The organism is Pseudomonas sp. GOM6 (assembly GCF_029537485.1).
Taxonomy (GTDB): Bacteria; Pseudomonadota; Gammaproteobacteria; order Pseudomonadales; family Pseudomonadaceae; genus Aquipseudomonas.
In genome coordinates this window covers 434,700-456,002 of sequence record NZ_JARPUS010000001.1, presented here as the reverse complement: position 1 = coordinate 456,002, position 21,303 = coordinate 434,700, and the positions used below count along the sequence as shown (strand labels likewise).

The following is a 21,303-nucleotide window of genomic DNA, read 5'->3' as shown; positions in this document are numbered from 1 at the left end:
GCAGAGGCCGGATGCACAGGAGTGCGCCGTCCCTTTCTCCCGCGTTGTTCTGCCCATCGCCGCCACGCCACGGGAGAACATCCATGCTCTTCATCACCAACCGCTTCCCCACGGCCTCGATCGAGACGGTCGCCGGCCGCCCCTTTGAGTTCGACCTGCGTAACAACGCCCCCAGCCACTCGGTGTACTTCTGCGAGCGCAAGAGCAAGAAGAAGCTGATCGAAGTGGGCAGCCAGGCCTTTCTCGATCGCCTGCAGAAGGCTCCGCGCCGCCAGGTGCTGCTGTACATTCACGGATTTTCCAACCTGCCCGACGACATCTTCGCCGCAGCGCAGGAATTCCAGGATCTGTGCGACCTGAAGGACCCGAAGGAAGTGCTGGTGATCCCGGTCATCTGGCCCTGCGACAACGACCTGGGCATCGTCCAGGACTACTGGGACGACCAGAAGTCCGCCGACTACAGCGCCATCTCCCTGGCCCGCGCGCTCAGCCTGTTCATGCGCTGGCGCGACCGCCGCGAGGAAGCCGGGGAGGAAAGCTGCCTCAAGCGCATCAACGTGCTGGCCCACTCCATGGGTAACCGGGTATTGCGCGAGACTCTCTGCGAGTGGGATCGCTACGACCTGGCCAACGGCGTGCCCATGCTGTTTCGCAACACCTTCCTGGTGGCGGCGGACATCGAGAACGAGAGCATCCACCGTGGCCAGCGCGGCGAGCTGATCTCTCACGCCTCGCGCAACGTGGTGGTCTACTACGCCTCCGACGACCTGGCCCTGCGCGGCAGCAAGGCGGCCAACCTGAAGAACCGCATCGCCTCGCGCCGCCTCGGCCACAGCGGCCCGGAAAACATGGACCTGGCCCCGCACAACCTGTACGCGGTGGACTGCGACGACGTGAACACCCGCTACGACATGCCCAAGGGCCACTCCTACTTCCGCAGCGACGCCAGGGGTCGCCCCGGCGTGGTGTTCGAGCACCTGTTCGAGTGCCTGCGCAACGGCCGGGTGTTTCCCCAGGACGAGGCCAGGCGCTCGACCATCCTGCGCGACCTGTCGCCATAACCTCGCCCGACAGTAGTGCGCAGGCAATTGGAGCAGATAAAAAAAGCCCGCCGGGGATGGGCGGGCAAGCTAGGGAATAAACAGGCAGCCGGGGCTGCCAAATGCGCCATTGTCAGCGCAGGAGCATCGGGGGCAGGAACGTCAGAGCGGGCGCAGGTGGCGCTGGAAAAAGCGCTTGGCATCCTCGGCCAGATCGGGGGCAACGAAAGGCCCGGAGCACGCCACGCCGTCGACCAGCACATACCAGCAGACCAGATGGCCGCTGCTACGCAACGCCTCAGGGACGGCGCTGCCGATCATGGACATGATGTCGATACGGGGCATCTGAGTGATCTCCTGTGAACGTGGAGCCACTCTAGGCGGCAGCGGTTTCGAGCGGAAATCGCTGCTTTCGATAGTGTCTATGCCTGCGGCCGATAACAGCCGCTAGTGCCCGTGCCGCGCGCCGCTGGCCTGAACGATGCGCTGCGCCGGAACGCGCAACTGGGCCAGCAGGTAGGTGGCGAAGTCAGCGGCATAAGGCTGCTCGGCGATGGCCTTTTCCATGCACAGCAGCCAGGCCTCGGCCTGAGCTGGACCAATCGGCCACTGCGCATGGAAGCTGGGAATGCCGATGGCGCCATACCTCTCGGCGAACAACCGCGGCCCGCCCAGCCAGCCACTGAGAAAGCACGCCAGCTTGTCGCGGGCCGAATCCAGGCTCGCGGGATGCAGGGCACGCACCTCCGCGGCCTCGGGCAGCTCGTCCATGTAGCGATAGAAGTCGTCCACCAGCCGGCGCAGGCCATCGATGCCGCCTGCAGCGCGATAGGAGGCGTCGCCGACGCCGTAGGTTTCGCTCATGTTCCGCCCTCCGAGAAAGACCGAAATGTTAAGCGACCAAGGCTGCCGAGCCCACCCGCGGATGCGTCGATTGGCAGCGCGTTCGTGAGGTGATGCCCGAATGTCCACGAGAGCCCGAGCCAAGCAGCAGAGGCTTGCCCGATTCGCGGCTGAAGCCGCTCCCACACAAGCCCGGAACATCCTGTGGGAGCGGCTTCAGCCGCGATCAACCCAGCGCCGAAGGGACCGGCGCAGCCATAGGTTGGCGCCCATAACCGCCACGCCCCAACCTACAGCCAACACTCAGGCGCCGATCACCCCACCATCCTCCCGGGTGATCATCACCGTGGTCGAGCGCGGGCGGGTGTGACCGTCGCTGGCCGGGTAGCTGATGCCGGGGTGCTGGATATTGGCCCACATGGTCCTGCCATCAGGGCTCCAGGCCAGGCCGGTGATTTCGCAGCCGCGCGGACCGACCATGAAGCGACGCACTTCGCGCGTACGCGGGTCGGCACAAAGCAGCTGGTTGCAGCCCATGTTGTGCATGGCCGGATCGATGTCGTCGTAGTCGGTCTGGATCCACAGGCGCCCGGCGACGTCGAAGGCCAGGCCGTCCGGCGAGGAGAACAGGTCGCCGTCGATGGTGCCGGTGAGGTTGGCCGGCACGGCCTTGCCGTCCTTGTCACGGGCACCCTTGGCTTCGCCGGCCAGCAGGAACAGCTCCCAGGTGAAGGCCGTGGCGGTCGGGTCGGCGTCCTGTTCATTGAAGCGCAGGATCTGCCCGTGCAGGTTGTGCGGGCGCGGGTTGGCCTTGTCGGTGGGCTGCTTGTCGCCGCGCCCGTCGTTGTTGGTCAGGGTGACGTAGACCTCGCGGGTCTTGGGGTGCACCGCGGCCCACTCGGGGCGGTCCATCGGCGTGGCACCGGCGCGGTCGGCGGCGGCACGTGCGTTGAGCAGCACCTCTTCCTGGCTGGCGAAGCCGTGCTCTGCCGTCAGGCCGTTCTGCCCGTGCACCAGGGCCAGCCACTGGCCGCTGCCATCGGCATCGAAACGCGCGGCATACAGGGTGCCCGCGTCCAGCAGGTCGCGGCTGGCCTTGGGGTTGGCGGCGTCGAAGCGCCCGGCAGGGACGAACTTGTAGACGTACTCGCCTTTCGAGTCATCGCCGGAGTAGTAGGCCAGGCGGCCGTCGGCGGTCATGCTCAGCGCCGCGCATTCGCGGCTGAAGCGGCCGAAGGCGGTGCGCTTGACCGGCTGGCTCTGCGGATCGAAGGGGTCGATCTCCACCACCCAGCCGAAGCGGTGCGGCTCGTTGACGTGGCCGCCGTGGGGCTGCTCGGCATAGGGCGTGGCGTCGAAGCGCGGATCGGCGGTTTCCCAGGCGTAGTTCTTGCTCGTGCCTTCCTTGGCCAGACCATAGCGCTTGTGCGACACGCGGCTCTCGTAGTCCTGCTTATCGCGGTTGATGAAGTAGTTGTGCCAGTTTTCCTCGCAGGTGAGGAAGGTGCCCCAGGGCGTGATGCCGGTGGAGCAGTTGTTCAGCGTACCGAGCACCTCCAGGCCGCTGGGGTCGCTGGCGGTCTTCATCGCATCGAGCCCGGCCAGCGGCCCGGCGATGCGCATTGGCGTGAGCATGCTGATGCGGCGGTTGTAGGGCGAATCCATGACCCGCTGCCACTGGCCGTCGGCGCCCTGCTTCACCTCGATCACCGACACGCCGTGGGCGGCCTGCTCCTTGCGCACTTCGGCCAACGGACGCGGCTTGGACTGGTCGATCTGCCCGGACGGGTGCAGCGGTGGGTTGACGTACTCGTGGTTCATCACCAGCAGGCCACGCCCCTCCTCGCCTTCGCAGGCGAAGAATTCCATGCCGTCGTGGTTGTCGCCGGCCTGCTTGAGCTGGGCCTGCCAGTCGTCGCTGGCGTCCGGGTTCCAGGTCGGCGCACCGGCTTCCACCGGGTCGCCCCAGGAGAAGAACGGCACGGCGCGGTAGCCCTCGGCGACCAGCACCTGATCGAACTGCGGGTCAAGCTGTACGGGCACACCGCGAAAATTCAGCAGCGGGCTGGCGCTGGCCTTGCCGCACGCGCTGATGCCGCCGGCGAAGAAGCCCAGCGCGGCCAGGCTCAGGCCGCCCTTGAGCACGTTGCGCCGGCTCGGGTTGATCAGCTCGGCCAGCGTCGGGTTGGCGCTGGGGTTGATGGCGATGTCATCGTGGGCTTCCAGGCGGGCGTGGAACTGGTTGTGTTCGTGGCTCATCACGGGGTCTCGATTCTGGTTGGTCTGCAGGGCGTTGCCTGGCCCGCACCCCGGCCATCACCCGCAGGGAGAGGGGGTGGTCGAGGTGGGCTGGCAGTGCGGAGTTATTCGATGCGGTAGTGGAAGGTGTTCTTCACCCCGTCCACGGCTACGGCCTGGCCATCGACGATGCGTGGCTGGTAGCGGAAGCTTTTAGCGGCGGAAAGTGACGGGCGGATAAACAGCGGATGACACTCGCCAACCACTTGCGGGTTCTCCACCCGGCCCTGCGGGTTGACCCGGTAGCTCACCGTGCAATCGCCTTCGATGCCCTTGTCCAGGGCACGTTCGGGGTAGTCCGGCGCTTCCTTGGCAATCGGCAGGTACTGGCGACTGGCGGCCGCGGCCACTTCGGCCTGGCGGGCGCGCTCGGCGGCCAGGGCCTGTTCGGCGGCGAGGCGCTGCTGTTCCTGCTGGCGAGCCAGCTGCTGCTCGACACGCTCACGTTCCAGTCTCTGCTGCTCCAGGCGTTGCTCCTCGCGCTTCCGCTCCTCTACCCGCTTGCGAGCCAAGGCGGCCTGCTCCAGCTTCTGCTGCTGAATACGCGGATCAGGCCTAGGCACCTCCACCACGGGCTCCAGCGGCTTGACCGGCTCGGGCGCTACGGGCGGCAGCGGCACAACTTCCGGCTGCGGCGTTGCGGGCGGCATCAGGGTGATCAAGCGGGTGGTCAGGGTGCGCACCTGCGGCGCCTCGGGCACGCTGCTCGGCCACTGCGCCAGCAGCAGCCCCAGCACCAGAGCGTGCAGGCCCAGCGCCACCCCGGCGGCTACGCAGTTGCGCCAGGCCAGGGGACTCGGCAAACGGGGGAAATTCAGGCTCGACGAAGACATCAGCGCGGCACTCACTGCGGCGCCTCGGTAATCAGGCCGAGATTGCTCACCCCGCCCTGCTGCAGCGCGGCCATGCCGGCCACCACGCGGGCGTAATCGACGCCGCCGTCGGCACGGATATACACCTGGGTGTCACCGTTGGCGGCGATCAGCGCGCCGACCTTGGCACTCATCTCGGCCAGGTCCACCGCGCTGTCGCCACGGCTGTCGATATCCAGCTCGGGGCCGAGGTTCCAGTAGTAGCCACCATCGGCCTGCACCGACAGGGTGAGTATCTGCTGCTGGCTGTCAGCCGGCAGCGCCTCGGCGGCGACCTTGGGCAGCTCGACCTTGACGCCCTGGGTGAGCATGGGCGCGGTGACCATGAAGATCACCAGCAGCACCAGCATCACGTCGATATAGGGAACCACGTTCATCTCGGCCTTGGCGCCGTACTTGCTGTGCGGTTTGCGCATGGCCCTCTCCTCAGGCGGCCTGGGACAGGTTCGGCGCACCCTGCAGCTTGCGCTGCAGGCGTCCCTGCAGCTCGTTGCCGAAGGCGTAGAAGCGCGCACTCAACGTCGCCACGCGGGCAGCGAAGCGGTTGTAGGCGACCACGGCGGGAATCGCCGCGAAAAGGCCGATGGCGGTGGCGATCAGCGCCTCGGCGATACCCGGTGCGACGGTGGACAGGGTCGCCTGCTGTACCTGGGACAGACCGATGAAGGAATTCATGATCCCCCACACGGTGCCGAACAGACCGATGTAAGGGCTGACCGAACCGACCGTGGCGAGGAAGGGCAGACCTTTTTCCAGGCGCTCCTCCTGCTCGGCGATGGCCACCAGCAGGCCGCGCTCGACGCCGTCGATCACCGCCTCGTGACTGGCGCCGGGCTGGCGTTGAAGCAGGGCGAATTCGCCGTAGCCGGCGCGGAACAGTCGCTCCAGCGCGGCGTCAGCGTCGGCCTGCTCGTTGCCTTCGCGGTACAGCTGGGCCAGGTCGCCCTGCTGACGGAAGCGCTTGAGGAAGTCCTTGTGCAGGCGCTCGCAACGGCCCAGCAGCAGGCTGCGCTGGATGATCAGGTACCAGCTGGCCAACGAGGCGGCGAGCAGGGTCAGCATGACCAGTTTGACCAGCAGGCTGGCGTCGCCGATCAGGCTCCAGACGGTCATCTGTTCGAGGGTGGCGTGCATGATGTGGCTCCTTTGGCATGGCGGGATGAGTCGTGCGTGGCACATCCCTCACCCCTGCCCTCTCCCAGAGGAGAGGGTGAATGGGTGCTATTCGATTACGTCGCGGTTACTGGCTGATGACAGTCAGTCCAACTTCAGCGCCTTGCTCACTTCGCTCCAGGGCACCAGCTTGAAGTTCTGCGTGGCCTCCGGCATGCGCTTGCGGCCGTCCTGCACCACCAGCATGCCCTGGCTCCAGGGCCCGCCGAGATTGGCGGCCGTGACTTCCAGGCCGTCGGTCTCGGAGGCGCCGTCGATGCCCAGCGCGCCGTTGAGGCCGACGCGGAACGCGCCCTTGAGCGCATAGGGCGGTTCGGCATCCAGCACCACGTAGCTGTCGTTGCCCTGGCTGGAGATCACCAGGTAGTCCTGCGTGCCGGCCTGGTACAGGCCGAGGCCCTCGACGTCGGCCTTGAGCACCTCGCCCACGCTCAGCACCGAGGTCAGCTCGGTCGGGCCATCGGCGCGGGCGTCCACGGCCCACACGCCTGCATCCTCCTCACCGAGGAACAGGCGCTGGCGCTGGTCGTCGGCGACGCAGCCCTCGGGCTGGCTGTCCACCGCAAAACGCCGTACCAGTTCGCCTTTCACTTCGCCGCTGGCTCCGTCCAGGCGGTACTGCAGGAAGCTGCCGTCCTTGCCATTGGCGAAGGCGTACAGCTCGCCGGATGCCGGCTGGAACAGGCAGATGCCGTAGATCTCCTTGATCGGCGTGCGGATCTCACCGGCCTCGCGCAGCTCGCCGCTGACCCGGTCGATGGCGAACAGGTGAATGCTGTCGTGGTCGCGGTTGCTGGCCACGGCCAGATCCACTGTGGTACCGCCGAGGTCGAAACCGGCGCGCACGTCGACATTATTCAGGCGGCCGACCGGCAGCTCCTGCAGCAGCTTGCCGTCCAGGTCATAGGCCAGCAGGCCCTGCTTCTTGTTGGTGCCGAGTACGCGCGACAGCGCCGGCTGCTCGGGGTGCACCCAGATCGCCGGATCGTCGGCGGCGTCGCCGTGGCGGCCGACCGGCTCGCTCTGGCGCAGGGCCGGGACATTCGCCAGCACTGGCGGCAGCTCGACGGCGGCCGGCTGCCAGTTCAGCTCGCCCTGGTAGAAGCGCCCGGCGCCATCGTCCTGCACCAGCAACCCCAAGCCTTTTTCGGTACTGCGCACGGCCAGGCGCTCGGGCTCTTCCAGGCCCTTCAGCGGCAGGCTGGATACGGGTTGCCAGGCTTCGCCCTGCTGTTGGTAGAGGTGCAGTGCGGCGGCGCCGGGGTCCAGCGCCAGCAGGCCGCCAGGCACGCTGACCATGGCCCCGGCGCTGTTCTTGAGGCTGCCGAACGGCGCGCGGATATCCACCGGCACGCGGCTGGCATCGGCTTCCGGATGGGCCGGGTAGGCCCACAGGCCAACGTTCTCCTCGTTGACGAACAGCCGGTTGCCGGCGTCGTCGGCCTGGCAGTACTCGGCCTGCGGCGGCAGCGGTAGACCGCGTACGCGCTGAGCCTCGGCATTCAGCTGGTTTCCGGCGCCGACCAGCCACTGCTCGCCCTGGCCGTCTTCGCCAATCAGGAACAGGTAGAGGTTGGCCGCATCGTCGCGGTAAAGGCACAGGCCGCTGATGGCGTAGTCGCGCGCCGGCAGCAGCTGCGGGCGGCTCCACTGCCGGGCGGCGACATCCAGGCTGACCAGGGCGGCCTGCTGGGTGGCGTTGTCCAGGCTGGCGACGATCAGCTGCTGGCCGGCGACGCGGCTGTCCAACGTCGAGTAACTGCCTGGCAGGCGCGCCAGTTCGGCGCCGTCCTGATCGAGCAGGAGCAAGCCGTTGCGCTCGCTGGCGGCAACGCGCAGGTCAGCGCCAGCAGTCAGCTCGGCAGGCACGAAGCGCAGGTCTTCGGCCTTGACCTTGGCCGAGGCGCCCCAGGGGCTGAGGGCCAGGCTCGGGCTGGCGGCGGAGGCCGCCGACGGTAGCTGGTCGCAGCCTGCCAACAGGAGGCTGGCGAGCAACAGGGAATGGGTAAACATGGGTTTCATACAGCTGATGTCCTTAGCGATGCGTTGGGCGCATGCCTGTCCGGGCACACGCCAATGCAAGACCTCGCGAGCTAGAGCCAGGCTAGGCGGGAGCAGCCGAAGGAGCGGAATTTACGAGTGGTAAATGAGCATCCTGAGGCTTCTTCCAACGACGCATGACCGACGCGCAGCAGGTCGATTTCAATCAGAAGTTGGTGTAGGTCAGGCCCAGCTTGTAGGTGGGCCCGTACTCTTCGTACTGGGCGTTGTAGGAACGGCTGCCGGCGTAGACGTAGTAGCTCTCGTCGGTGATGTTCTGCGCCTCGAAGCGCAGCTGCAGGCCCTTGGTCAGGTAGTAGCCGGCGCTGAAGTCGACGAACACCTGGTCATCCACGTGCAGGTCGTGCTGCTTGTCGTCGATGCTCGCCACCTCGTACAGGTAGTCGGACTTGTAGTTGGCCGACAGGCGCAGGCTGAGCTTGTCGTTCTCCCAGCCGAGCATCAGGTTGCCGATGGTGTCGGACTGGAACGGCAGGTCGATGTCGCGCTCCAGGTTGCGTCCGCTGTCCGTGTCGAAGCCGCTGATGCTGGCGTCGGAGCGGCTGAAGGTGGCGTTGGCGCCCAGCAGCAGGCCGTTCCACGGCGCCGGCAGCCAGTCGAACTTCTGCGAGTAGGCCAGCTCCAAGCCCCACAGGTCGGCACTGTCACCGTTGGCGAAGGTATTCGCCTCGTCGAACGCCAGCCAGTCGCCAGTGCCGGCCAGGTCGGCGTTGTAGACGAAGTTTTCGATGTCCTTGTAGAACAGGAAGGCGGACACCACGCCGGCGCGGCCCAGGTAGTGCTCGATGCCGAGGTCGAAGTTGCGCGACTCCAGCGGGTCAAGCGTCGGGTTGCCGAAGCTGGCCTCGTCGCCGTCGATGACGAAGCCCGGCGCCAGCTGGCCGAAGGTCGGCCGCACCACGCTGTTGGTCCAGGCGAAACGCAGCTGGGTGTCCTTGTCCAGCTGGTAGCGCGCGTGCAAGCCGGGCAGCCAGTGGTGGTAATCGTTGCTGGCCTCGATGGCCTCGTAGTCGCCGTCGCGGATGCCGGTGCCCTTGGCCTCGAACTCGGTGCCCTCGTAGCGCAGGCCGGCGATGATGCGCAGATCGTCGATGTCGAGGGTGTGCATCAGGTAGGCCGCGTCGATGTCTTCGCTCATGTCGAAGTCGTTCACCCGCGACTCTTCCTCGTTGTAGTAGTCGGCGCGGTTGAGGCCACCGAGCAGGCTCTCGATCCTGTCCGCCGACAGGCCGGGACCGAAACGATCCAGGCTGTAGTCGACCTGGCCCTTGCTGAACTGATCCATGTTCAGTTCGGCGTCGCTGAACACGGCGTCGAGGTCTTCGTAGGTCCAGATATCGGTGTCATTGCTCTTGTCGCGCCGGCTGAGCTTGCCGCCGAACTTGACCTGCGCCGCGTAGCCGGCCAGGTCGTAGTCGCGGGCCAGGTCGAGCTTGATGTTCTTCTCGGTGTCCTCGGTGTTCTCCTCGGCCCACTCCACTTCGTCGAGGGTGAAGTTGCTCGGGTCGTAGAAGTCGTCACCGATATTCAGGCGCGGCTTCTTGCTGTCGCCGAAGCCGACGTCGGCGAAGTCGTCGTTGCCCTCGAACACGGCACCGGCGATGTGCCCGGGGGTGTCCTGCTCGGCCTGGCTGTAGCCGACCTGGCCCTGCAGCGTCCACTGGCCGATCAGGCGCTCGCCGCCGAACACGTAGGACTGGATGTCCTGGGTTTCCTCGCGATCCTTCAGCTCGCGCCAGCCCTCGGCGTCGCCACTCTCGCCGGGCAGCTGGGCATCGGCGAACTCGACGCCAGCGGCGTTGCGCGTCTCGGTGTCCTTGAAGCGGCTGTACAGGGTGCGCAGGTAATAGCTGGAGTAGTCGTCCGGGCGGTAGTCGAAGTTCAGGCCCAGGCCGCTGCGTTCGCGGCGGATGTCGTAGTCACGCTGCTCCAGCTGCTGCAGGCGGGCGCCGTCCTCGAAGTCCCAGTCGCCGCCGGTCTCCACGTTATCGGAGCCGAAGTCGCGCTGCTGCCAGCTCAACGCGGCGGCCACACCGAAGTTGTCGATGCCGTCGCCGAGGCTGAAGCGATCGCTGATGGCACCGGAGAATTTCGGGCTGGTCTGCTCGCTGTTGTCGTCGTAGCTGGCCTCGCCGCTGCCGGTGTAGAACAGGCCGTCGTGGTCGAAGGCGGACAGGCTCTCCACCTCGATGGTGCCGCCGAGAGAATTGGCGTCCATGTCTGGGGTCAGACTCTTGACCACCGACAGCGACTGCACCAGCTCGGCCGGCAACACGTCCAGCGCCACGGCGCGGCGGTCACTCTCCGGCGCCGGCACCAGGGTGCCGTTGATGGTCACGCTGTTGAGGTCCGGGCCCAGACCGCGCACGCTGACGAAACGGCCTTCGCCCTGGTCGCGCTCGACCGACACACCCGGCAGGCGCTGCACCGCTTCGGCGGCGTTCTGGTCCGGCAACTGGGCCACGCCATCGGCATGCACCACGCTCTCGATCTGGTCGGCGCGGCGCTGCTCCTTCAGGGCCTGGTCCAGGCTGGCGGCCTGGCCGACCACGTTGACGTGTTCGACGCCTTCTTCGGCCGCCCACAGCGGCGTGGTGGCGATGGCCAGCGCCAGGACGCTGATACGAAAGCCCGCCCGGCGGGCATTGAGTTGTCGCTTGTGCATGCTGATCTCCCCAGATAAGCCTGTTGGCCGGCGGCAATGGCCGGCGACTGGGAGCGCAAGCTAGGAGTGCGGTATGACGGTTGCGTGACAGCACCGCGCCGAACCCGCGAAACACGGGGCTTTGCCGGGATTTGCCGAGCCAATTGAACTGAAATGACCTGGCTGCCGAATGCTTTTGTGGGAGCGGCTTCAGCCGCGATGCCAGCAACCACAGCGCATCGCGGCTGAAGCCGCTCCCACAATTGCCACCTAGCTCCCGAGCGACGACAAAAACCTCTGAGCCAAATCGACCTCCCCCACTGCAACCATTCCGTCACATGGCTCTGTTCTGCTGCGCGCAACGCTACTCGGAGCCCTGCCCATGCCCTCGCTGCTCAGACTGCACCGCCTGAAACTGGCCGCCCTGCTGCTGGCCAGCAACCTCGCCCTGCTGCTGCACCTGGGCGCAGGGCAGATCAAGCCGCTGGCCGAATGGGTCTGGCTGGATATCCTCGGCGAAGGTGGCTCGGCCCTGCTGTGCCTGGTCTGGCTCGGCCTGGTGCTGAAGAGCCGGCCGACCGGACGGGTCACTAGCTTGCTGGCCATGGGCCTGGGCCTGGTGTTCTTTTCCTGGTGGGTGGATGCCCTCGACGAGTTCATAAAACTGCCGGATAGCATCACCTGGGATCACTGGCTGGAGTCCGCGCCCATGCCACTGGGCCTGGTGCTGCTGACCCTCGGCATCTACCACTGGCACCGCGAGCAGCTGGCCATCAGCGCACAGATGGAGAAGCGCGAGCGGCTGTTCCGCGAGCACCGCCTGTTCGACAAGCTGACCCCGCTGAACACCGCCGAGTACCTGCGCCGCCAGCTGGAGCAGGCGCTGCAGCAGGCCCGCTCCGCGCAGCAACCGCTGTCGCTGGTGATCCTCGACCTGGACGACTTCAGCCGCATCAACCACCTGCACGGCCACGCCGAGGGCGACCGCGTGCTGCAGGCCCTGAGCCAGCTGCTGCTGCTCAACCTGCGCCACCAGGACCTGCTCTGCCGCCTGGCCGGCGACCGCTTCGTAGTGCTGCTGCCCGATACCGGCGAGCGCCAGGCCCGGCAGCTGGCCGAGGAGCTGCGCCAGGCCGTCGAGCATCTGGCGCACAAGGCCCGCGCCCACGGCGAGCGCCTGCAGCTGCGCGCCAGCGTGGCCAGCGTGATGGCCCTGCAGGACGATGCCGATGGCTTGCTGCAGCGCCTCAACCTGGCCCTGGCCCGCGCCAAGCAGCCGCGCTACCCGCGCAGCGCCTGAGGCCCGCCATGACCCTGAAGAACGCCTGGTACGAGAACGACAGCCGCTTCATCCCCGGCCATTGGCAGCCGGCGGTACTGGTCGACCTGGCGCTGTCGCGTGGCATCGATAGCCATCGCCTGCTGCGCGGCACCGGCCTGTTCCACGAAGACCTGCAAACCGGCCATGCGCGCCTGAGCCCGCAGCAGTTCCTGCAACTGATCGACAATGGCGAGCGCCTGCTGGCCGCCGACGACACCCGTTTCCTGTTCGGCCAGCGGCTGCTGCCCGGCCACTACGGCGCCGCCAGCCACGCCCTGCAGCACGCCACCAACCTGGGCCAGGCGCTGGATATCCTCTGTCGCCAGCGCGCCCTGCTCAGCCCCCTGCTCAGCCCGCGCCTGCTGCTCGACGAACACCACGTCCACCTGTACTGGCTGGACAGCTGCGGCGCCGGCAATCAGCAGCGCTTTCTGGTCGAGTCGGCGATGACCGCGCTGCTGGCCATGAGCCGCTGGCTGGCCGGCGCACCGCTGCCCTGGCAAGTGAGCATTGCCCAGGCGCGGCCGCGCCAGGTGGAACAGTACTGGGTGCACCTGGGCGAGGAGGTGCGCTTCGATGCCCCGCTGGACCTGCTCAGCCTGCCGCGTGAGTATTTGCACCAACCTTGGCCGGGCGCCGCACAAACAGCGGGCAGCGCCGCCCAGCAGCAGAGCGAACAGTTGCTGGAGCAACTGGGTTTTCACAGCAGCCTACTCGACCACCTGTACCGCCACCTGCTGGCCAACCTGCGCCGCCCGCCGCAACTGGACAGCGTGGCACTGGCCCTGGGCATGAGCCCCTCGACCCTCAAGCGCAAGCTGCACAAGCACGGCACGCACTTCCAAGAGCAGCTCGACCTGGCGCGCAAGCACATGGCCCTGTACCTCTACCAGATCAAGGGGCAGAGCAATGATGAAGTGGCGGCCTACCTGCAGTTTCACGACGCCACCAACTTCCGCCGCTCGTTCAAGCGCTGGACCGGGCTGGCGCCCAGCGCACTGCGCCAGCGCTGGCAGGCAGGCTGAACCGGGAAAACGATGATGGGTGGGTTACACCAGCGCCACGGCGATTGTCGCGGCAGAAAAAAGAAAACCCCGCTGATGCGGGGCTCTGCAGACTGGTTCCTGACATCCGTGATCGGTGCGCCGTCCTGGCGAACAATCCCTCATGTCCCTGTTATTTCTGGTGCGCTTCCTGCGCTAAGTCCTTGAAAGCAAGATTAATCTTGCCGCTGGCAATCTGACAGCAGCGTTCGCCGGCACGCCTTGTAAGCCAAAGCTTACATTGCCACCGAGCGGGAAAGGGTTCACAAACGCCATGCGCCGGCTATGATCGCGCGCCCTGATCCTGCGCCAGCGCGCAACCGAGCCCGAAGATGAAACCGCAACTGATCGCCGCCGCCGAAATCGACCGCCTGGAAACCTGGAGCAAGTACAACAAGGACATGTGCAGCAGCTGCATGTCCACCTGCTGCACCCTGCCGGTGGAAGTGCGCATCAGCGACCTGATCCGCATCGGCCTGGTCGACGAATTCGAGCGCGGCGAGCCGCCGAAGAACATCGCCAAACGCCTGCAGAAGGACGGCATGATCGAGCGCTTCAACGCCAAGTCGGGAATATTCACCCTGACCCGCATGAGCAACAACGACTGCATGTACCTGGACCGCAAGACGCGCCTGTGCACCATCTACGACAAGCGCCCGGACACCTGCCGCAACCACCCGCGCATCGGTCCACGCCCCGGTTACTGTGCCTGGCGCCCCAAGCAGTCGTAACATCAGAAGCCCCGGCAGGTACTGGCGGTTTTTCGCCAGGCACTTCCTGTCACCTGGCGAAAAACCGCCACCGCAGTGAGCGAAGCCCTCGAAAACAGTGGGCTGCAGGCGTTTTCCGAGCTGGCATCCGGGTTGCTATAGCTACCCCCGATGCCGCCCCGTCTACAGTGTTTAAGTAAGCGAGGCGTGCCACGCGCTTCGACCCAACAATCACAACAAAGGAAAACTCCGCATGTTCAAGCAGACTGCCATGGCGCTCGCCTGCGCCCTGTCCTTCGGCATTTCCAGCCTGGCCCAGGCCGCCGATCCGATTGTCATCAAGTTCTCCCACGTGGTCGCCGACAGCACGCCGAAAGGCCAGGGCGCCCTGATGTTCAAGAAACTGGCCGAAGAACGCCTGCCCGGCAAAGTGAAAGTCGAGGTGTACCCGAACTCCTCGCTGTTCGGCGATGGCAAGGAAATGGAAGCGCTGCTGCTCGGCGACGTGCAGATCATCGCCCCGTCGCTGGCCAAGTTCGAGCAGTACACCAAGCAGCTGCAGGTGTTCGACCTGCCGTTCCTGTTCGACGACATGGCCGCGGTCGACCGCTTCCAGCAGAGCCCTGAAGGCCAGCAGCTGCTGACCTCGATGGAATCCAAGGGCATCACCGGCCTGGCCTACTGGCACAACGGCCTGAAGCAGCTGTCGGCCAACAAGCCGCTACTCGAGCCCAAGGATGCCCGTGGCCAGAAGTTCCGCGTGCAGGCTTCCGCCGTACTGGAAGAGCAGTTCAAGGCCGTGCGCGCCAACCCGCGCAAGATGAGCTTCGCCGAGGTCTACCAGGGCCTGCAGACCGGCGTGGTCAACGGTGCCGAGAACCCCTACTCGAACATCTACAGCCAGAAGATGCATGAGGTGCAGAAGTACATCACCGAGTCCAACCACGGCCTGCTGGACTACATGCTGATCACCAACACCAAGTTCTGGAACGGCCTGCCGGAAGACGTGCGCAGCGAGCTGGGCAAGATCGTCGTCGAAGTCACCGCCGAGGTGAACAAGCAGGCGGACGCGCTGAACCAGGGCGACAAGCAGCGCATCCTCGACGCCAAGACCACCGAAATCCTCACCCTCACCCCTGAGCAACGTGCCGAGTGGCGCGAGGCGATGAAGCCGGTGTGGAAGAAGTTCGAGGGCGAGATCGGTCCTGACCTGATCAAGGCCGCCGAAGCCGCCAACCAGTAAGAGTGGCCCGAGCCACCCGTGTTGCGGGCACATGCCCGCAACCACAGACCCTGCCGACAGTCCGTCGCGGGGTCGTGCCCATCACGCTGGAGAACCCAACATGACTGCCTTGCGGCGACTCTGGGATCACTTCGAGGAGGCCTTCATCGCCTTCCTCCTGGGGTCCATGACGCTGGTGACTTTCGTCTACGTCATCCTCAACAACCTCTACACCCTGTTCTACAACCTGGCCGACCGCTGGGAAGGGGCAAGCGAGTTGCTGTTCGCCATTGGCGACACCATTCTCGAAGCCGCCCAGGCCATGACCTGGAGCAGTGCGTTGACCAAGGCTCTGTTCGCCTGGCTGATCTTCTTCGGCCTGGCCTATGGCGTGCGCACCGCCGGCCATATCGGTGTGGATGCGCTGGTCAAGCTGGCGCCCAAACACATTCAGCGCGTGATCGGCGTGATCGCCTGCCTGTGCTGCCTGGGCTATGCCGGACTGATCAGCGTGGCCAGCTTCGAATGGGTGCAGACCCTGTTCACCGCCGCCATCGGCGCCGAGGACCTGGGCCACTACGGCATCATGCAGTGGCACATCGGCCTGATCATTCCGCTGGGCTTTGCCCTGGTGTTCATTCGCTTTGCCGAGATTCTGGTGCGCATCCTGCGCGGCCAGCAGACCGGCCTGGGCCTGGCCGACGAGGCCGCCGAAGCCGTCAAACTGTCCGAGCATGAGGAGCACAAGCCATGACCGTGCTGTTCCTGTTCTTCATGCTGTTCCTGCTGATGTTCATCGGCGTGCCGATCGCCATTTCCCTTGGCCTGGCAGGTTCGCTGACCATCATCTTCTTCAGCCCCGACTCGGTGCGCTCGCTGGCGATCAAGCTGTTCGAGACCAGCGAGCACTACACCCTGCTGGCGATTCCGTTCTTCCTGCTGGCCGGCGCCTTCATGACCACCGGCGGCGTGGCCCGTCGCCTGATCGACTTCGCCAACGCCTGCGTCGGCCACATCCGTGGCGGCCTGGCGATTGCTGCGGTGCTGGCGTGCATGCTGTTCGCCGCGCTGTCCGGCTCATCGCCGGCCACAGTGGCCGCGGTCGGCTCCATCGCCATCGCCGGCATGGTGCGTTCCGGTTACCCGCAGGAGTTCGGCGCAGGCATCGTCTGCAACGCCGGCACGCTGGGCATTCTGATTCCGCCGTCGATCGTCATGGTGGTCTACGCCGCCGCCACCGAAACCTCGGTGGGCAAGCTGTTCATGGCCGGCGTGGTGCCGGGCGTGCTGCTCGGCCTGACGCTGATGGTGGCGATCTACATCGTGGCGGTGAAGAAGAACCTGCCGGCCCTGCCGCGCGCCACCTTGCGCGAATGGCTCGGTGCCGCACGCAAGGCGATCTGGGGTCTGCTGCTGATGGTGATCATCCTCGGCGGCATCTACTCCGGCATGTTCACCCCGACCGAAGCCGCCGCCGTGGCCGCGGTGTACTCGGCCTTCATCGCCCTGTTCGTGTACAAGGATCTGCGCGTCACTGAAGTGCCCAAGGTGCTGCTGGAGTCCGGCAAGCTGAGCATCATGCTGATGTTCATCATCGCCAACGCCATGCTCTTCGCCCACGTACTGACCACCGAGCAGCTACCGCAGCAGATCACCGCCTGGGTGATCGAGGCCGGCCTGACGCCGATCACCTTCCTGCTGGTGGTGAACATCGTGCTGCTGATCGCCGGCGCCTTCATGGAGCCTTCGGCGATCATCCTGATCCTGGCGCCGATTCTGTTCCCGATCGCCACCCAACTGGGCATCGACCCGATCCACCTGGGCATCATCATGGTGGTCAACCTGGAGATCGGTCTGGTCACGCCGCCGGTGGGCCTCAACCTGTTCGTCAGTTCCGCGGTGACCGGCATGCCGCTGACCGCCACCATCCGCGCGGCCCTGCCGTGGCTGATGATCCTGCTGGCCTTCCTGATGCTGGTCACCTACGTGCCCTTCATCTCCCTGGCCCTGCCCAACTGGATCGGCATGAACTGACCCCGAGCTACTCAGCAACTTTGCCCGGCCTTATGCCGGGCTTTTTTTTGCACGCGCTGTAACGCCTTTCGGGCGACCGACTCTAGTGTGATGTCCGGCATCCGGCCGGCCCACTGAGAGGAACAGACCATGACTCACAAGACCGCTTCCGCCATGACCGGCGCCGCCCTGGCCCTGGCCGCCGCCGGCCTGTTCGCCAGCCTGCCGACCCAGGTGGTTGCCGAAGAAGCCCAGGTGCACTGCTACGGCGTGACCTCCTGCAAGGGGCAGAACGACTGCAAGACCGCGGAAAACGCCTGCAAGGGCCAGGCAGTGTGCAAAGGCCACGGTTTCAAGGCCATGACCAAGGCCGAGTGCGACGCTGCGGGCGGTACCGTCGGCGAATGATGCAGCGGCGGGCCGTGCCGCCGGCCGGCCCGCCACCGACGGAGAGTTGCATGCGACCTTATCTCGGCCACGGCCTCGGCCTGCGCAGCCAGTATTACCAGGAGATCCTCGACCAGCGCCCGGCGGTGGACTGGTTCGAAGTCATCTCCGAGAACTATCTGGTCGAGGGCGGCAAGGCCCTCTATTACCTCGACGCCATTGGCGAACACTACCCACTGGTGATGCATGGCGTGTCGCTGTCCATCGGTGGCCCCCATGAACTGGACCGCGATTACCTGCAGCGTCTCAAACGGCTGATCGAGCGGGTGCAGCCGGCCTGGGTCTCCGACCACCTGTGCTGGACCCGGGGCAACGCCCACCAGCTACACGACCTGCTGCCCCTGCCCTACCACGAGGAGAGCCTGGCCTATGTGGTCCAGCGCGTACGTCAGGTGCAGGACATCCTCGAACGCCCCCTGGTGCTGGAGAACCTCTCCAGCTACGTACAGCCGGCCAGCTCGACCCTCAGCGAATGGGACTTTCTCGCCGCCCTCAGTACCGAGAGCGGTTGTCAGCTGCTGTTGGACGTCAACAACGTCTATGTCAGCGCCCGCAACCAGGGTTTCGAGCCCTGGGACTTCATCCGCGCACTGCCGCCACAGAACATCCGCCAGCTGCACCTGGCCGGGCATAGCGATTACGGCGACTACGTGATCGACACCCACGACCATCCGGTGGCCGACCCAGTGTGGCAGCTCTATCGCCGCACCCTCGAACACCTCGGCCCGGTGTCCACCCTACTGGAGCGCGATGACCAGCTGCCGCCGCTCAGCGAGCTGCTGGATGAGCTGCAGCAGGCCCGGCGTATTGCTGCCAGCGCGCAGGAGGCCCGATGCGCCTGAACGACTGGCAGCGCGAGCTGGAGCGCTACCTGCTCGGCGACGACCCGCAGGCCATGCACGCGCTGCTGCCGGAGCTACGCGACGGCCCGACCCTCAGCGGTGCCCGTGGCCTGGCCATCTACCACAACGCCTACCGCGCACGCCTGCTGGAAACCCTGCGCGACGACTATCCCGCCGCGCACGCCTGGCTCGGCGATGAGGCGTTCGACACACTGATGCTCGCCTACCTGCGCGAGCATCCCCCGCGTCACTACAGCCTGCGCTGGCTGGGAGAGCAACTGCCGGGCTTTATCGAACAGCACCTGATCGCCGAGCAGGCCGCACCACTGGCAGAGCTGGCCCGCCTGGAGTGGGCCTTTACCCTGGCCTTCGACGCGGCCGATGCCGAGGCGCTGAGCCTGGAGCAGGTTGCCGCGTTACCGGCCGAGCACTGGCCGACACTGAAGTTCGCCGCCCACCCCAGCCTGCAGCGCCTGCCTTGCCGCTACAACAGCGTGGCGCTGTGGCGCGCGGTGAAGGAAGACGCTGAATTCCCCGGCAGCCAACCGCTGGCCACCGAAGAGTGGTGCCTGGTTTGGCGCCAGGCGCGGATATGTCGCTACCGAACGGCAAGCCAACAAGAAGGCGCCGCCCTGCAATACCTGCTGGGCGGCGCCAGTTTTGCCGAATTGTGCGAGAGCCTGAGCCGCCACGGCGAACAGGCGCCAGCCCTGGCCGCAGGCTGGCTCAAGCAGTGGCTGCAGGACAGCCTGCTGGTTACCAGTCGAGCACCAGCCCCAGGCTGATGCCGTGCTGATCGTCATCGCCGCTGTGCTGGTAGCTGTAACCCAGCTGCCAGGCCAGATCCTTGGCCAGCTGCTGGCGCAGGCCGAGGGTGGCACGGGTGACATCAGCATCCGGCTCGTAGCCCTTGAGCTCAAAGTCCAGGCCGGAGACGCTGTTCAGCTGCATCTCCACGTCCTGCTGATCATTCTCGAACTCGTACTCACGGGCGATCTCGCCGAACAACTCAGCATCGGCCGCCAGGGCGAAACGGGCCTGCAGGCCAACCCCCAGTCGCTTGGACTCCAGTGTCTGGTCGTCATAGCTGAGCGCCGTAGAGCTGGCGCCGCTCTCGCGATAGCCGTTGACCTCGGTGTGGGCGTAGTCGGCACTGATGAAGGGGCGCAAACGCAGACGCTCGGTCGCCGCCAGGTCGATACCCAGCCGACCTCCGATCGCCAAGGTCTGGCCATCGGTATCCCCTTCTTCGGTACGGGTAGTGATACCCAGGGCGAAGCGGCGCTCCAGGCTGTGATAGTCCAGGTAGCCTGCGCTTAACGTCAGGTCGCCCCACAGCTGGCCATCGTCATACTGAGCGAAGGCACTGGCCAGGTAGCTGCGCAGACCGTATTCGGAATCCCGCGCCCCCAGCTCCAGATCCTGATCCTCCACCGCCAGCGCCAAGCCCAGGCGCCAGTCCTGATCCAGACGATAGCTGGCGCCCAGGTTCAGGGTCTTGCCTTTGCCATCCCCTTCGGCACTGGTATCGGCACCGTCAAAGTCGCTACGGCTGACGCCGCCATCCGCGAAGCCACGCCACTGCCCGATCGCCTGCCAGCGGCCCCAGTCGCCTAGCCACTGCTGCTGGAGCTTGGCGCGCGCGTTATCCAGCGCGGTATCGGCGGCCTGCGGCAACAGACTGACTTCCCAAGGTGCAGCCAGAATCGACAAGCCCTGGTCAGCGAGGATCTGCTGCATCGCGGTAGTCGGGTGCACCAGATCGGCATAGATCAGCTTGCTTGGATCAGGTGTCGCACTCGTTGAGCCCCAGGTCGCGTTTTGGCAACCCGTGGCACCGGTAATTGCAGCTGCGTAAAAGCAGGTTCCCTGCAGGTTCTGCCGGGCATCAAAGCCGAAGGCAGCCGGACTCGCCAGCACCTCGCGATAGAGCAGCGGTACGTTGAGCGGAATCACCTCGGCGTCGACACTCGCCATCTGCCGCACCAGCTCGGCATTGTAGGCCTGCGACAAGGCGAACTGGGCCTGGTTGAACGCTCCGCCCGTGCTCGGGTTAGGTACGTCGACCAACAACGGCGTCATGATGTAGCGAGCGCCGGCAGCCTGCAGCGCGCGCAGCGAATCGCCCAGCCGAACAGCAGCGGCCTCGGCCGTCGGTACGCTGACCACCAGCCCCTGCAGGAAATCGTTACCGCCGCCATTGACGTAGAAAAGCGTGTCGGAGTTCGCCACGCGCCCACCGGCCAGATAGCCATCACGGGTACGCAGCGGAACACCACCGGAAGCGACGACCGAGCCACCTGGCTGAGTAATGGAGCGATAGATCTGTGCAGTGGTGTAGCCACCGACCGCCCAGTTGTCACCGTCGGCCAGCCCCTGGCTCTGCCGCAGGGCACTGGTGGAGGCTGTTTGCTGGCCCAGACCAAGCCCCTCCCCTATCAGCATCGGTGAGGAGCTGCCGAATGCTTCAGTGGAGAAGTAGCTGTAGGAGGGCCCGGTCTGCGTGGTGAAGCGAATCGGATTGCTACCGATGGCGAACTGTCCGGCATCACTCAGGCTGTCGCCGAATACCACCATGCCGCTGTAAGCCGCGGCATGAATCGAAGAGGGGCCTGCCAGCAGGCAGGCGAGCGCCAGCGGCGTCAAAACTCGCTTCATGATCAGTGTCCCCGATTGTTCTTGTTGTGTTGGCTACGCCGCCGCGACTTTATGGACAGAACAACGAGAACGCACGATCACTCCACGCAAATTACCTACTAAGGCTGACAGCACCC

General features: G+C 65.8%; 19 protein-coding genes. 10 read left to right on the top strand and 9 right to left on the bottom strand.

Annotated features, from left to right (window positions below; all coding sequences use genetic code 11):
• The first annotated feature begins 83 nt into the window (after positions 1–83).
• Positions 84–1,061 (top strand): alpha/beta hydrolase, encoded by a 978-nt coding sequence (locus P7A97_RS02145; protein ID WP_277688274.1) that lies wholly within the window; start codon positions 84–86, stop codon positions 1,059–1,061.
• Positions 1,062–1,202: 141 nt separating this feature from the next.
• Here the strand turns inward: P7A97_RS02145 and P7A97_RS02140 are convergent, their stop codons facing one another.
• The 8 genes from P7A97_RS02140 to P7A97_RS02105 all read right to left on the bottom strand — a co-directional run bounded on the left by P7A97_RS02140 (position 1,203) and on the right by P7A97_RS02105 (position 10,952).
• Complete coding sequence (locus tag P7A97_RS02140) at positions 1,203–1,385, bottom strand: hypothetical protein (protein ID WP_277688273.1); 183 nt, start codon at positions 1,383–1,385, stop codon at positions 1,203–1,205.
• 102 nt (positions 1,386–1,487) lie between these two features.
• On the bottom strand, positions 1,488–1,904 hold the full coding sequence (locus tag P7A97_RS02135; RefSeq protein WP_277688272.1) for a group II truncated hemoglobin: 417 nt from the start codon (positions 1,902–1,904) through the stop codon (positions 1,488–1,490).
• Positions 1,905–2,186: 282 nt separating this feature from the next.
• On the bottom strand, positions 2,187–4,142 hold the full coding sequence (locus P7A97_RS02130) for a PhoX family phosphatase (protein ID WP_277688271.1): 1,956 nt from the start codon (positions 4,140–4,142) through the stop codon (positions 2,187–2,189).
• Between the two features lie 104 nt (positions 4,143–4,246).
• Positions 4,247–5,029, bottom strand: coding sequence for an energy transducer TonB (locus tag P7A97_RS02125; protein ID WP_277688270.1), 783 nt, complete (start codon positions 5,027–5,029; stop codon positions 4,247–4,249).
• Entirely contained in the window at positions 5,026–5,469 is a 444-nt protein-coding gene (gene tolR / locus P7A97_RS02120; protein ID WP_277688269.1) for a protein TolR, read from the bottom strand. The genes P7A97_RS02125 and tolR overlap by 4 nt, the downstream gene beginning before the upstream one ends.
• A 10-nt stretch (positions 5,470–5,479) precedes the next feature.
• Positions 5,480–6,187 carry a protein TolQ gene (gene tolQ / locus P7A97_RS02115; protein ID WP_277688268.1) on the bottom strand — a complete coding sequence of 236 codons (708 nt, stop codon included), beginning with the start codon at positions 6,185–6,187 and terminating at the stop codon, positions 5,480–5,482.
• Between the two features lie 123 nt (positions 6,188–6,310).
• On the bottom strand, positions 6,311–8,239 hold the full coding sequence (locus P7A97_RS02110; RefSeq protein WP_277688377.1) for a phytase: 1,929 nt from the start codon (positions 8,237–8,239) through the stop codon (positions 6,311–6,313).
• Positions 8,240–8,432: 193 nt separating this feature from the next.
• Positions 8,433–10,952: a TonB-dependent receptor gene (locus tag P7A97_RS02105; RefSeq protein WP_277688267.1), complete on the bottom strand. Its 2,520-nt coding sequence runs from the start codon at positions 10,950–10,952 to the stop codon at positions 8,433–8,435.
• Between the two features lie 361 nt (positions 10,953–11,313).
• On the opposite strand from P7A97_RS02105, the gene P7A97_RS02100 reads away from it, so the two are divergent.
• From P7A97_RS02100 to P7A97_RS02060, 9 genes are all read left to right on the top strand, one after another.
• Positions 11,314–12,231 carry a GGDEF domain-containing protein gene (locus P7A97_RS02100; RefSeq protein ID WP_277688266.1) on the top strand — a complete coding sequence of 306 codons (918 nt, stop codon included), beginning with the start codon at positions 11,314–11,316 and terminating at the stop codon, positions 12,229–12,231.
• 8 nt (positions 12,232–12,239) lie between these two features.
• Positions 12,240–13,277, top strand: coding sequence for an AraC family transcriptional regulator (locus P7A97_RS02095; RefSeq protein WP_277688265.1), 1,038 nt, complete (start codon positions 12,240–12,242; stop codon positions 13,275–13,277).
• 350 nt (positions 13,278–13,627) lie between these two features.
• On the top strand, positions 13,628–14,026 hold the full coding sequence (locus tag P7A97_RS02090) for a YkgJ family cysteine cluster protein (RefSeq protein ID WP_277688264.1): 399 nt from the start codon (positions 13,628–13,630) through the stop codon (positions 14,024–14,026).
• Between the two features lie 232 nt (positions 14,027–14,258).
• On the top strand, positions 14,259–15,248 hold the full coding sequence (gene dctP / locus P7A97_RS02085; RefSeq protein WP_277688263.1) for a C4-dicarboxylate TRAP substrate-binding protein DctP: 990 nt from the start codon (positions 14,259–14,261) through the stop codon (positions 15,246–15,248).
• 100 nt (positions 15,249–15,348) lie between these two features.
• Positions 15,349–15,981: a TRAP transporter small permease gene (locus P7A97_RS02080; protein ID WP_277688262.1), complete on the top strand. Its 633-nt coding sequence runs from the start codon at positions 15,349–15,351 to the stop codon at positions 15,979–15,981.
• Complete coding sequence (dctM, locus tag P7A97_RS02075) at positions 15,978–17,261, top strand: C4-dicarboxylate TRAP transporter large permease protein DctM (RefSeq protein ID WP_277688261.1); 1,284 nt, start codon at positions 15,978–15,980, stop codon at positions 17,259–17,261. Before P7A97_RS02080 ends, dctM begins: the two co-directional genes overlap by 4 nt.
• Before the next feature lie 129 nt (positions 17,262–17,390).
• Positions 17,391–17,648: a hypothetical protein gene (locus P7A97_RS02070; protein ID WP_277688260.1), complete on the top strand. Its 258-nt coding sequence runs from the start codon at positions 17,391–17,393 to the stop codon at positions 17,646–17,648.
• A gap of 50 nt (positions 17,649–17,698) precedes the next feature.
• Positions 17,699–18,529, top strand: coding sequence for a DUF692 domain-containing protein (locus P7A97_RS02065; RefSeq protein ID WP_277688259.1), 831 nt, complete (start codon positions 17,699–17,701; stop codon positions 18,527–18,529).
• Complete coding sequence (locus P7A97_RS02060) at positions 18,520–19,314, top strand: DNA-binding domain-containing protein (RefSeq protein WP_277688258.1); 795 nt, start codon at positions 18,520–18,522, stop codon at positions 19,312–19,314. Before P7A97_RS02065 ends, P7A97_RS02060 begins: the two co-directional genes overlap by 10 nt.
• Here the strand turns inward: P7A97_RS02060 and P7A97_RS02055 are convergent.
• Positions 19,286–21,187: an autotransporter domain-containing SGNH/GDSL hydrolase family protein gene (locus P7A97_RS02055; protein ID WP_277688257.1), complete on the bottom strand. Its 1,902-nt coding sequence runs from the start codon at positions 21,185–21,187 to the stop codon at positions 19,286–19,288. The two genes, P7A97_RS02060 and P7A97_RS02055, sit on opposite strands and share 29 nt — an antisense overlap.
• Positions 21,188–21,303 lie beyond the last annotated feature (116 nt).